Annotated in this window: 13 protein-coding genes and 1 pseudogene; 7 read left to right on the top strand and 7 right to left on the bottom strand. The window is 71.0% G+C overall.

The window, feature by feature from the left end; translation table 11 throughout:
- The first annotated feature begins 21 nt into the window (after positions 1 to 21).
- The 5 genes and pseudogenes from BJ964_RS29145 to BJ964_RS29130 all read left to right on the top strand — a co-directional run bounded on the left by BJ964_RS29145 (position 22) and on the right by BJ964_RS29130 (position 2,608).
- Positions 22 to 780 (top strand): ZIP family metal transporter, encoded by a 759-nt coding sequence (locus BJ964_RS29145; protein ID WP_229806785.1) that lies wholly within the window; start codon positions 22 to 24, stop codon positions 778 to 780.
- Between the two features lie 151 nt (positions 781 to 931).
- Positions 932 to 1,123 (top strand): annotated as a pseudogene (locus BJ964_RS49570) (helix-turn-helix domain-containing protein); the annotation flags it as partial.
- A gap of 33 nt (positions 1,124 to 1,156) precedes the next feature.
- Positions 1,157 to 1,696 (top strand): hypothetical protein, encoded by a 540-nt coding sequence (locus tag BJ964_RS29140; RefSeq protein ID WP_229806784.1) that lies wholly within the window; start codon positions 1,157 to 1,159, stop codon positions 1,694 to 1,696.
- Positions 1,697 to 1,705: 9 nt separating this feature from the next.
- Positions 1,706 to 2,266, top strand: coding sequence for a class IV adenylate cyclase (locus BJ964_RS29135; RefSeq protein WP_188123665.1), 561 nt, complete (start codon positions 1,706 to 1,708; stop codon positions 2,264 to 2,266).
- A gap of 165 nt (positions 2,267 to 2,431) precedes the next feature.
- Positions 2,432 to 2,608, top strand: coding sequence for a hypothetical protein (locus BJ964_RS29130; protein WP_188123664.1), 177 nt, complete (start codon positions 2,432 to 2,434; stop codon positions 2,606 to 2,608).
- A 160-nt stretch (positions 2,609 to 2,768) separates the two neighbouring features.
- Here BJ964_RS29130 and BJ964_RS29125 read toward each other — a convergent pair whose 3' ends face one another.
- The 3 genes from BJ964_RS29125 to BJ964_RS29115 all read right to left on the bottom strand — a co-directional run bounded on the left by BJ964_RS29125 (position 2,769) and on the right by BJ964_RS29115 (position 4,227).
- Positions 2,769 to 3,122: a hypothetical protein gene (locus BJ964_RS29125; protein ID WP_188123663.1), complete on the bottom strand. Its 354-nt coding sequence runs from the start codon at positions 3,120 to 3,122 to the stop codon at positions 2,769 to 2,771.
- A complete protein-coding gene (locus tag BJ964_RS29120) occupies positions 3,119 to 3,829 on the bottom strand; it encodes a rod shape-determining protein (protein ID WP_188123662.1) in 711 nt (236 codons plus the stop codon). The genes BJ964_RS29125 and BJ964_RS29120 overlap by 4 nt, the downstream gene beginning before the upstream one ends.
- A gap of 68 nt (positions 3,830 to 3,897) precedes the next feature.
- On the bottom strand, positions 3,898 to 4,227 hold the full coding sequence (locus BJ964_RS29115) for a TraR/DksA family transcriptional regulator (RefSeq protein WP_188123661.1): 330 nt from the start codon (positions 4,225 to 4,227) through the stop codon (positions 3,898 to 3,900).
- Between the two features lie 388 nt (positions 4,228 to 4,615).
- Here BJ964_RS29115 and BJ964_RS29110 point away from each other — a divergent pair, with 388 nt between their 5' ends.
- A complete protein-coding gene (locus tag BJ964_RS29110) occupies positions 4,616 to 5,752 on the top strand; it encodes a restriction endonuclease (RefSeq protein ID WP_188123660.1) in 1,137 nt (378 codons plus the stop codon).
- 60 nt (positions 5,753 to 5,812) lie between these two features.
- Here the strand turns inward: BJ964_RS29110 and BJ964_RS29105 are convergent, their stop codons facing one another.
- A complete protein-coding gene (locus BJ964_RS29105; RefSeq protein ID WP_188123659.1) occupies positions 5,813 to 6,670 on the bottom strand; it encodes a helix-turn-helix transcriptional regulator in 858 nt (285 codons plus the stop codon).
- 131 nt (positions 6,671 to 6,801) lie between these two features.
- On the opposite strand from BJ964_RS29105, the gene BJ964_RS29100 reads away from it, so the two are divergent.
- A complete protein-coding gene (locus BJ964_RS29100; RefSeq protein ID WP_188123658.1) occupies positions 6,802 to 7,707 on the top strand; it encodes an oxidoreductase in 906 nt (301 codons plus the stop codon).
- Here the strand turns inward: BJ964_RS29100 and BJ964_RS29095 are convergent.
- From BJ964_RS29095 to BJ964_RS29085, 3 genes are all read right to left on the bottom strand, one after another.
- On the bottom strand, positions 7,698 to 8,495 hold the full coding sequence (locus BJ964_RS29095) for an alpha/beta hydrolase (RefSeq protein ID WP_229806783.1): 798 nt from the start codon (positions 8,493 to 8,495) through the stop codon (positions 7,698 to 7,700). The two genes, BJ964_RS29100 and BJ964_RS29095, sit on opposite strands and share 10 nt — an antisense overlap.
- 81 nt (positions 8,496 to 8,576) lie before the next feature.
- Entirely contained in the window at positions 8,577 to 9,059 is a 483-nt protein-coding gene (locus BJ964_RS29090) for a hypothetical protein (protein ID WP_188123656.1), read from the bottom strand.
- 386 nt (positions 9,060 to 9,445) lie between these two features.
- A complete protein-coding gene (locus BJ964_RS29085) occupies positions 9,446 to 11,620 on the bottom strand; it encodes an ATP-binding protein (RefSeq protein ID WP_188123655.1) in 2,175 nt (724 codons plus the stop codon).
- Between the last annotated feature and the right edge of the window lie 109 nt (positions 11,621 to 11,729).

Here is an 11,729-nt window from a genome sequence, read left to right as displayed (position 1 = left end):
TTTAGCTCGTACGCTCGCTGCATGATGCCCATGTGGTTGCAGGCCGGATTGTGGGGGCTGTTCGCCGGGTCGGCGCTGCTGCTCGGCGCGGCGATCGGCTACCTGGTCAAGGTGCCGCGCAAGCTGCTGGCGTCGGTGATGGCGTTCGGCGCCGGCGTGCTGCTGTCGACCGTCGCCTTCGAACTCTTCGAGGAGGCCTACGAGCAGGGCGGCATGCGGCCCACCACGTTCGGCGCCGCCGCCGGCGCGTTGATCTACACCGGCTGCAACGTCCTGCTGGCCCGGCGCGGCGCCCGCCACCGCAAACGCTCCGGCGATCAACAACCTTCAGAGCAAGACCAGGGCGGCTCGGGTACGGCCATCGCGCTCGGTGCGTTGCTGGACGGCGTTCCGGAGTCCATCGTCATCGGATCGACCCTGCTCACCGGCGGTACGGTGGGGGCGGTGACGGTCGGCGCGGTGTTCATCAGCAACGTCCCCGAGGGCCTGTCCAGCGCCGCCGGAATGCGCGCCGCGGGCCGAAGCCGCCGGTACGTCTTCGGCCTGTGGACCGGCATCGCCGTCATCAGCGGCCTGGCCGCGGTCGCCGGCTACACCGTCCTCGGTGACGCCTCCGACGGCCTGATGGCATCCATCACCGCCCTGGCCGGTGGCGCGATCCTGGCGATGGTCGCCGACACGATGATCCCGGAGGCCTTCGAGAACGCCCACCTGCTGGTCGGCCTGATCACCGTGGCCGGCTTCCTGCTGGCCTTCGGCCTCTCCCGCCTGGAGATCTGACCCGGCCTTCCGGCACGGCTATCTGCTCGATATTCACCCTATCGGCCGACCTCGCCACCGGCCCGCCGGAGCGTTTGCATGGCGTACCGTCGATGTCGGCGGCCGGACACTAGCCGGACCGGGCCCTGACCGGCTAGCAGGGGATTGGACCGTGGATCGACCGTCTACCTTCGGCGAGGAGCTCCGCAGACTTCGCGACCGCCAAGGCCTTTCTCTGCGTGACCTTGCGAAACTGACCCAGCACTCGCGCACGATCCTCTCCGAGTGGGAGCGGGATCGGAAACCCACGCCTGACAGGGATACCGTGCAACGGCTGGACACGCTGCTACATGGTGGAGGTGCTCTACGGGCCGCCGCCGAGATAGGCGGGACAGCCGTGACGGCGGCTCTCGTGCCCGAGATATCTCGGCACTTCGCCGGCCAGGCGCGGGTCGCGGCCGAGATCCGACGACGGGCCGCGGTCGGTGAGGAACTCGACCTGCTCGCCGTCCGAGGCCTCGGCCTCATCGCGCTCAACGATTCCCTCCTGCGATCCTGGCTCGACTCCCGCGATAAGCCGCTGCGGGCCCGGATCCTGCTTCTCGACCCGGACTGCGACGCCGCCGGCCAGCGTGCTGCCGAGATCGGCGAGTCGCCGGCAACATTCACGGCAGGAATCAAGTACACGCTGGCACGGCTGGAGGAGGTTGCGGCGGCCGCCACGGGGCTCGACCTGGAAGTGCGGCTCTACACCCGCCTGCCGGTGTGGCGAATTCTGCGCGTCGACCAGCTGATGTGGGTCGGCAGCTTCGCCGCCGCTTGGGAAGGGCACGAGTCGACGATGCACGAGCTGGTCTACAGCGAGCGGGGCTCACTGTGGCAGGGTTTCCGGCGCCAGATCGACGATCTGTTCGCCCACGCCCGCCGCGTCATCTGAGGAGTCTTCGTGATCGAAGCCGAGCTGAAAGCCCGTCTTGCCGACCCTGCCACCGTCCGGGACGCCCTTGCCGAGTTCGCCGAGCCGGAGATGGCGACCTACCGAGACACCTACTACGACACGGCCGACGGGAGCCTGGACCGCGCCGGACGGGAGCTGCGGGTGCGCACGGTCGAAACGGTGGCCGGCGTGCGACACCTGCTGACGTACAAGGAGCCGGCGGTGGACGCCGGGTCAGGCTCGAAGCCGGAGTACGAGACCACGCTGGCCGACCCGGCCGCCGTGGCGTACATCATCGAAGCGCTGGGATACCCGCCGGCGACGATGTTGACGAAGGATTGCGAGAATTTCCGCTTCGATTCCGGCGGGCGGAGCTTTCTGGCGACCGTGGTCCGCGTCCCCGAACTGGACGGCACTTTCCTGGAAGTGGAGACGCAAGCCCTTGAGGAGGACCTCGCCGAAGCGCTCGACGCGGTCCGTGCGGTGCTGGCCGACCTCGGTGTCGACGAGGGTCAGCTGACCACTGAGTTGTACACCGAGGCGGTGCGGGCGGCGCGGGCCGACTCGTAGCTGTCCACGCTGTCCACGGACAGTGTCCGCGTCCGTAGTCTCCGGCCTGGACAGTGTCCGGACGCGTTCCCCCGCATTGCGGCCCGCCGTCCCTGCACGATCAGTGCAGCGGCGGCGAGAGTGCTGTCATTTCCCTCGCCGCCGCCCGACTACCGGGAGGCGAAGATGCTGACTGAGGCGATGCGCCGCCTGCTGTGGCGGCGGCGGGCGAGAGCGGCGCGCGCGTGGCGTGACGCCGAGCGGCACCAGGCCGCCGAGCGTTCGGAGGCCATACGCCGCATCCTCGACTACGGAGCCGGCCACTGCCTGGCCGAGCAGAGCCCAGCCGGTCCACAGCCGTGACCCCGGGAACGGTCCTGGTGGTCGGGCCGCGCGTGCTGCCGGCCGACGGCTGGGCCGACGTGTGGATCGACAGCGGATCCGGCCACGGCTACGTACGACGGGTCCCCGCCGAGCAGCTCAGCCTCGCACCGCTGGACGACGGTGAGGGTGAGAGCGCGATCTATCGTCTCCACCCGGCGGTGACCCCGCTGGAGCAGGGCCGGGCAGCCAGCTCTGCCCAGATGACGCCGCCGGTGCCGGTGGAGTGGGCGCCGTAGGTCCAGCACGGTGTGGGCGGGCTCGGCGGTGAGCCGCCGAGGACCGTTCGGGTCACGAGTTCGATGAGCAGGTTGTTGTCGCGGCGGCTCACGATCAGCTCGCCCTCGCCGCCGGCGTGGTCGACGAGCGCGGCGATCACCGTGAGGGCCTCGTCGAGGTGCCCGCTGCCGAGCTGGCCGTCAAGATGTGTCCGGGCCGACGCCCGCAGGCCGGCGAGGTCCGTGCCGGCGCCGAACGACAGCCAGAGGGAGGTCAAGCGAACCCGGGATGGCGTAGGGCGGACATGGCGGCCCGGCCGGCGCCGTCGAGGGCGGCCGTGCGGGGGTCGGCGGCGCGGTGTACGTGTACGTCGAGGGTGGTGGCCAGCGCTTCCGGCAGGCCGGGGTGCAGGGCGCCGTCGCCGGTCAGCAGGATGCCGCGGGCGGTGGCCTCGGCCAGGGCTTCGGCGTGGCCGGTGGCGCGCAGGTTCGCGACGTGCTGGGCGACGATGTCGGTGAGCAGCCCGGTCGCGCCGTCGCGGATACCGTAGTCGGCGCGCTGGGCGGCGGTGACCCGGCCGTGTTCGAGCAGGGCGGTCTCGGTGAGCTGGGCGCCGATGTCGACGACCAGCAGGTTTCCGGCGGTCGCGCCGGATCCGATGGCCGCGGCACGGACCGTGTCGATGAACAGTGTCCGGCGGGGCGCGAAAGCGCCGTCGATCACGCGGCGCATCAACTCCTGGTCGGCTTCGGTGGACAGCACCGGCCGGCAGGCCACGACGACGTCGGCGACCGGCGCCGGCCGCGGGAAGCGGTCGACGAGCTGGGTCAGCAGGGCGACGCAGCCGTCGACGTCGGTGACACGGCCGCGCCGGACCAGCGCGCCGACGCCGGTGGGGGCGCTGACGACGCCACGGCCGGTGGCCCACACCGAGGCCGTACTGCTGCCCAGGTCGACGGCGAGCGCTACCGGTGAGGTGGTCAATGCAGATCCTTTCTGGGGTACGACGAGGGCGGGGGCTGCCGCACCGGGTGGCGCGGCAGCCGGTCGGCTCAGCCGTGCTGTTTCTGCTGGCAGGGTACGCAGTAGCGGGCGTGTGGCAGCACTTCCAGGCGGTCGGCCGGGATCGGGGTCGAACAGCGATCGCAGCTGCCGTAGGTGCCCTCCGCGATGCGCCTCAGCGCGCTGGTGATCTGGTCGAGGCTCTGCCGGGTGGCCGCCAGCATGGCCGCCCGGTCGTGGGCCTGGGCCGGGTCGCCGGTGTCGGCGTTGATCTCGGTGAGGTCCTTGAGCCGTGCCGTCTGGGCGGCGAACTCCTCACTCAGCAACGATCGTACGGTGCTGAGCCGGTCTTGGCCGGGACGTTCGATCTGGAGACTCATGGTCGCTCCTGTTCGATGAATGAGCCGGAAAAAGAAAAAGGGCCGAAGCTGATGAGCTTCGCCCTGGCGGCGGATCGAGGATGCGGATCCGCCGGTGGGCCACGACCGGCGGTCACCGGGCGGGGCAGCCCGTTGGTCGCCGTCGTGGCCATCGGCCGGTGGACAGCACGAACGGCCGCCACCACGGTGGCGGCGAGCGGACGCACTGTCGCTGCCGGCATCAGACCACCATAGGTGGATCTTGACGGAGAAGCCAACGGGATCATCGCCGGGTCGGCGGATGCCGGTGTCCGGGCCGCCGCGATAGAACTACGCGGTGGCACTGGGAGGATTGCTGTCGCTGGATCGCCGGACCGCTTCCGTGTACCCCGATTCCGGCTGCAAGGATGTGACGGACAGTCCGGCGGTGCTGGCGGCGCTCGGCAAGGCACGACGGGTGAACGCGCTGGCCCGGGGCCGGCACGGGCGGGACGCGGTGGTCATCGCCGTCGCCGACGGCCGGGTCATCGTGGTCGCGGTCGGGTTCTTCTCCGACATGGGGCACGCCGCGCGGCAGACCAGTCCGGTCCGGCTCGACCAGCCGGTCGAGGCCGTCCGGTTCAGTGCCGGCCCGACCGTGGTGCTGGAGAGCCGCACCGGGCGTTTCGACATCTCCGACGTACGCGAGCGGGCGCTCGCCGGCCTGTCCCGGGCGTTCGCGGTGGCCGAGGATCCGATCGTCGGCGAATGGCGGCCCGCCGAGAGCCCGGCCGGCGACTGGCAGGCCAAGAAGCCGGCCAACGGCTGGCAGGCCGCCGAGAAACCGGCCGGTGCCTGGCGGGCCGCTGCGGAACCGGCCGGTGCCTGGCAGGCCGCCGCGAAGCCGGCCGCCGACTGGCAGGCCACTGCGAAGCCGGCCGCCGACTGGCGGGCCGCCGAGGAACTGGCCGTGCGGCATCTCCGGGAGCTCGGCTTCCACGACGCGCGGACCACCGCGGGCGGCGCCGACGGTGGCGTGGACGTGGTGGCGACCGGTGTGGTGGCGCAGGTCAAGCACTGGGCCAAGCCGGTCGGTCAGCCGTCGCTGCGGGACCTGTTCGGGGTGGCCCAGGCGGCCGCCGCGACCGCGTTCTTCTACAGCCGCTCCGGTTACACGCCCGCGGCTCTGGAGTGGGCGAACGCCACCGGGATCGCACTGTTCACCTACACCCTCGACGGTCAGGTGCGGGCGTGCAACGCCGCCGGCCACGAACGGCGGACGCCCGGGTCGGCACTCGGGTTCTTCGCGCAGATGCGGGCGGACAGGTACCGCAAGGAGCAGGCCGGGCTGCGCGGCGAGATCGACCGGCTGACCTCCCGCGTGGAGAAACGCACCCAGTCCCGGCGCGCGTCGGCCCGGCAGGCCGCCGGCGCGGCCGCGGGACTGCTGCTCGCGGCGAGCCGCACCCTGGACGGCGGTGACGTGCTGCCACCGGCCGACCGGCGGCGCGAGGACACGTACAAGATGGTCCGGAACGCTCTCACCCAGGTGAAACGCCTGCTGTGAAAAGTTTGGCGGCCAGTCGTCCTCCGGCCGTGACGGCGGGCCTCACCGCGGCATAGGTCTTCAGCTGATCAAGCGGGTCGCGTGCAACGACGCCAGGAGCCGCAGCCGGTCCGCGTCGGCGCTGCCCGTCTCGGCGGTGAAGACCAGCATGATCGGGCCGGGGTTGCCGGGCAACGGATAGGTGTCCCAGTCCAGGACGATGTCGCCGACCTCGGGCACCCGGAAGGTCTTGGTGCCGCTGACCGACGCGCGGACGTCGTGCCGGGCCCACAGCCGCCGGAACTCGGCGCTGCGGATGCTCAGCTCACCGACGATCGCGGTGGCGCGAGGATGGGTCGGGTCGGTGGCGACGGCGGTGCGCATCATGCCGATGTAGTCCAGGGCCTGGCGCTCCCAGTCCGGGCAGCTTCGCTCGCCGGTCAGCGTGTCGTCGAACATCAGCAGGAGCATGTTGAGCCGGTCGGGCGGGTAGGCGTCCGGGTCGCCGAGCAGCGCCTGCGCCATCGGGTTCCAGTCGAGCAGATCGAGGTGCCGGCCGAGCACGACCGCCGGCGTGTCCATCACCCGCAGCAGTCGCCGCGTTGTGTCGGGGACCTTTTCCGGCTCCTGGTCCATCCGGGCGGGCATCGGCCGGCGGGCGGCGCGGGCCAGGGTGAACAGGTGCCGGCGTTCCTCGTCGTCGAGGCCGAGCGCGGCGGCGAGCGCGTCCAGGACGTCGTCGGACGGGCGCACCTCCCGGCCCTGTTCCATCCGCTGGTAGTAGTCGGTGCTCAGCCCGGCGAGCAGGGCCAGTTCCTCACGTCGCAGGCCGGTGACCTTGCGCCGGCCACCCGGCTCCAGGCCGACGTCGTGTGGATGCAGTCGGCTGCGCCGGGCACGCAGGAAGTCACCGAGCTCCCGGGCGTACGGATGGGTCATGCCGCAAGTGTGCCGCCTCGCCGGGCGCCCAAGGTAGGTCCCACATTCCCAGGCAACCGAGTACGACCGAACCGGCTCGCGTCGCTCCTAGCGTCGTCGGTCTACCGCCCCGACGATCCCAGGAGCACCTGATGACCGGATGGACCGCCGACCGCATTCCCGACCAGCGGGGCCGGGTCGCCGTCGTGACCGGCGCGAACTCGGGCCTCGGCCTGGTCACCGCCACCGAACTGGCCCGCCACGGCGCCCGCGTGGTGCTCGCCGTCCGCGACACCGCGGCCGGCGAGGAGGCCGCCCACCGGATCGGCGGCGACGTCGAGGTGCGCGAGGTGGACCTGGCCTCGCTCGCTTCGGTACGCGCGTTCGCGGCGAAGCTGGCCGCCGACCATCCGGCGATCGACGTGCTGATCAACAACGCCGGCGTGGTGCTGCTCGGTCCGCGCCGCGTCTCCACCGACGGTTTCGAGCGGCAACTCGCCACCAACATGCTGGGCCATTTCGCGCTGACCGGCCTGCTGCTCGCCAACCTGGCCGCGGCGCGGAAATCCCGGGTGGTCAGTCTCAGTTCGATCACCCACAAGAACGCGCATCTCGACTTCGACGACCTCATGTTCGAGCGTGACTACCGGGCGGCTCGCGCCTACGGCCGGTCCAAGCTCGCCACCACGGTTTTCGGCATCGAACTGGACCGCCGCCTGCGCGCCGCCGGCTCGCCGATCGTCAGCGCGCTGGCCCATCCCGGTCTGACCCGCACCAATCTGACTCCACGGGCCTGGGAGCACCGTGGCCGGCTCGGGCAGTTGATCGCGTGGGCCGGCCTGGCGGCCACCCAGTCGGTGGAGCAGGGCGCGCTACCGCAGTTGCGCGCCGCGACCGGGCCCGGTGTGCGGGGCGGCCAGTTCTTCGGCCCGTCCCGGCTCTGGGAAACGCGCGGCCCGGTCACCGAAGCCCGAATCAGCCGGGAGGCGGCCGATCCAGCCGTCGGCAAACGGCTCTGGACAGCGGCCGAGGAACTGACCGGCGTCAACTACCTCTGACCGGCGGTGAGGGCGACGACGGCGTCGATCAGCTGGGGGCCGTCCAGCAGGACGCGATCGTTGTGGTCGGCGCCGTCGACCACGGCCAGGTGGGTCAGGTTGGCGGCGGCCCCGGCCACGGCCCGGCTCTGCTCCGGCGGCACCACCTGGTCCGCGGTGCCGTAGACGACCGCGGTCGGGGCGGTCACCCGCGAGATCAGCGACGCCACCGGGAAACGGTCGCGCAGCAGCAGGCCGACCGGCAGGACCGGGTAGTGGGCGCTTCCGGCGGCGGCCAGGTCGGTGAACGGGGAACGCAGCAGCAGCCCGGCCGGTGGATGACGGATCGCCAGGGCGGTCGCCACAGCGGCGCCGAGACTCTCTCCGTAGTAGAGGATCGGATGACCGATCTCGGTCAGGTAGGCGTGGGCGGCGTCGGCGTCCAGGGCCAGGCCGGACTCCGACGGGCTACCCGGGTTGCCGCCGTAGCCGCGGTAGTCGAGCAGCAGCACGGTCAGGCCCCGGGCGGTCAGGGCGGCGGCCAGCGGCGCCCGGCCCGCCCGGTTTCCCCCGTTGCCCGGTGTGACCAGCACGGAAACGGCTCGCTTCGGCGTACCGGGAAGGGGTTCGAAAAGCCACGCGGTGAGCCGCAGCCCATCCGCGGCGCGCAAGGTGACCTCGCGCGCGCCCGCCGCGAGCGGCGGCCGCCCACGGTCCGGGAAGTAGATCAGCCTGCGCTGCGCGGTCCACACGATGATCAGGATCAAAACCAGACAGAGGAGTACGCCCAGAGCACCGCGAATCACCATCCGCCCCATCCTGCCAGTGTGCGCCCGGTCGTCGATCGGCGCCGGGGCCGCCGTCTGCCTGCACGGCGGCCCCGATGCGGATCAGCCCTGCGAGAGGGCGTAGACCACGAACCCGATGAGGGCGGCGACGATCGTCAGGCCGAACCACGTCATCGGGCGCTCGAGCAGGCGGGGGCCCGGGTCCATCGGCTCCCGGCTGGGGCCGTACGGGTTCGGCTGCGGCGCGTCCAGCCCGGCGACGTGCCGGCGGCGGATCAGGTTGATCAGAACGGTGATCGGCGTGATCACCAGCGACCCGTAGCCGTACCAGCCCTGCACCAGGGTCTTCGACGTCATCTGGCGGTACGTGGCCAGACCGCAGTCCCGGCAGAACGGCCCCTCGACGCTGAGGAACCGCATCACGATGATCATTCCCTGGTGCCCGCGGAAGGTGGTCTTCTTCGCCGGCACCGATCCGCACATCCGGCAGGCGACGACGGGCTGTTGCCCGAAGCCCGGACCGGCGGGCGGGTACGACTGGACGGGATCCGGATATGGGTGAGCCGGCGGCTGCGGCTGAGACATGTACACCTCTGTTGCTGTGAAAAACCTGTAAGCCGCGTCAGGTTACTGTCCGCTCAAGATCCGCGCAGCCCCGCCTCAGTGGGAGCGGATGCAGATGGCGAAAGAGGGTCTCATCAAGCAGGGCACCAAGCCGGGCTGGTGGGAACTGACCGAAGACGGACACAATGCATGAATCGTGACGCTTCTCGACATCCGGATGCCCGGCATGGACGGCCTGGCCGCGGCCGAGTCGATCCGCGCACGGCACACGGCCGGCCGCGTCATGATCATCAAGACCGGCTGACCGCCCGGACCGCCGTGCGAGTCCTTACCCCGCGGGAATGCGAGGTGCTCGCGCTGCTCGGCAAACTCGGGCCGGCCAACCGGGTGCAGGTGGCCGTCTACGCCTACCGGGCCGGGCTCGCCGGCTGATACAGCGGGTCACGGTCCAACCGGTCCAGGGCGGACCGGATCTCGAGCAGCCGCTGCCCGAGTTCGGGCGCCCGTCTCCGGACGAGATCGTGGTCTCCTCTCATGTCGAGCCACTGCGTCCACAGGACGCCGCGGCCCTGCTCCAGGACCTGGATCGCCGTCAGGGGTGCCGCGCCGAGGTGGGTGGCGGCGGCCTCGGACGCGAGATGGCTCCATCGGGCGAGCATCGCCTCGCCGCCCCGGCGGCCCAGACCCCGCCACGCCGCCACCGACAGCAGTTCCACCGCCCGCCGGTAGGATTCGGCGGCCTCGGCCGGCCGGTCGGCTCCCATGAGGAGCTCCCCGGCCCGGGACTCGGCGATCAGGCGGGTGGAAGCGGGTGCGGTGCGTGTTCCGGACGCGCCGGCGAAGGCGGCGAGAGACGCGCCGAGGTCGCGCTGCTCCAGGGTGACACCGAGATTGACGAGGTAGCCCGCCCGGCCCGGAAACGATGGCGGCAGCACGTCGACGATCTCCTCCAGCAACTCGACCGCCCTGGTGATGTCCTCGTCCGATCCCGTCGCCAGGAAGCGGAGACGCAGCGCCTCCGCCACATACGACTTCGTGATGACGGTGTCTGTCCGTTGCGGATCGGATGCGTCCATCGCCTGGCCGGCCACCTCGACCGCACGGTCCAGATCCCGGATGTCTCCCGTCGCTCCGTACCGGGCCAGCAGGGCGATCCCGAGACTCGCGTGCTCCTGTTCGCTGCGATGCGAGATCACCTTCATCGCCTCGATGGCGGCGGTCAGGATCGCGATCGACTCGTCGAGGACGGCGAGGTCGCCGGTGACCTCGAAGTGGACCCTCATGATCCGGGCACGGGCCCCGAGCGCCAAGCTCCTGAGGTCGTGGTCGGTTTGTGCGCTCAAGGCCATCGCCGACGCCGACAGCCGCATGGCATCCGCCAGATCCGCCGGCTCACCGAAGCGCGCGAAGCGATCGGCGAGGCCCGTCGCCAGGCCGACCATGATCGTGACCGTGAGGTGAGCGCCCACCACCAGCTTCAGCGCGTGCCGGTAGTGGCCGACGGCGCTCGCCAGGTCGGCGGGCTCACCGGTTGCCTGATGGCGTTCCCGGAACGCCTCGGCGAGGCCGGTGAGGATCTGGCAGCTGTCCGAACCCCCACCGTCGGGTTGACAGCGCAGGGCCTCCTGTCCGGCGCGGATGCCCTCGTCGAGGTCGGCGATGGATCCGCTGTGCCGGTAGAGCACACGGCACACCCGATTCAGCGCCTCATGCATGCCCGCCTGGCTCAGATCGTCGCTGTCTCGCGCGCCCAGGCCCCACCGCTGCCAGAGGGCCGCTTCCCGAAGATCATCGGTGCCGCCCAGCATGGCGTGCCTCTGGAGCAGGAGGTCGGCGATCGTGCCCAGCAACCGCGGGAACACGCCCGACACGACGTCGACCTCCAGCACGGCCGCCCGGCAGTGCTGGAGCGCCACTTGCAGGTCCGCCACCTCGCCCGTGGCCCGGTACCGGTTGCTCAGAGCGACGGCCAGGTTGTTGCGGAGGGCGGCGTGCGCCTCCGGTTCGACCTCGCCGAGCTCCAGGGCGGCGTTCAGATGCCGGATCGCCTCGTCCAGATCATCGATGCCGGCGTGCCGCTTCAGTAGCGCCATGCCGAGATTCGCCAGCGCCGGAGTCTTCATCGGCAACTGATCGAGGTGCTCGGCGACCAGTGCCCGAAGCAGCCGGATCGCCTCGTCGAGAGCGTGCGGCGCCTGCACGAGTTCGATCATCTGGAGGATCCGGATGGCGTCGGCGAGCATCTGCCCGGGCTCTCGGTTCCCCGAGCCGTCCCGGCGGAAAAGCACGTGCAACTCGGGTGGAACGTGGCCGATGTCGATCTCGGCGAGGTGATGGAACAGCCGTACCGCCTGCTGGGCATCGGTCAGCCGGTGATCGACGTAGAAGGCAAGCCAGTGGTAGGTGGCCAGAATCTTGCAGACCGGAAGCGGTAGACCGTCCGCCTCGATCCGGGGAAACGCGTTCGCCAGCACCGCTGCCGCCGCCCTCGCCTCATCGGACCGCAATCCGCCGGCATCACCCTTCTCGACGTATCGTTCGATCCCTTGACGCAGGGAGTCGAATGCGGTCTGCGGTTTCATGCGGCCACTCCGTTGACGAGGTTCCGCCTGATTCCTGACGGACAGGGCCCGGCGGGCGCCGCGCGGTATTCGGTGCTACCGTATAGTGGTACTTGGTAGTACGAGGTAC

Origin of the sequence: Actinoplanes lobatus (assembly GCF_014205215.1) — a bacterium.
GTDB classification, from domain to species: Bacteria; Actinomycetota; Actinomycetes; order Mycobacteriales; family Micromonosporaceae; genus Actinoplanes; species Actinoplanes lobatus.
Note: the sequence above shows the minus strand (reverse complement) of the source record. Positions and strands in the feature narration are given on the sequence as shown.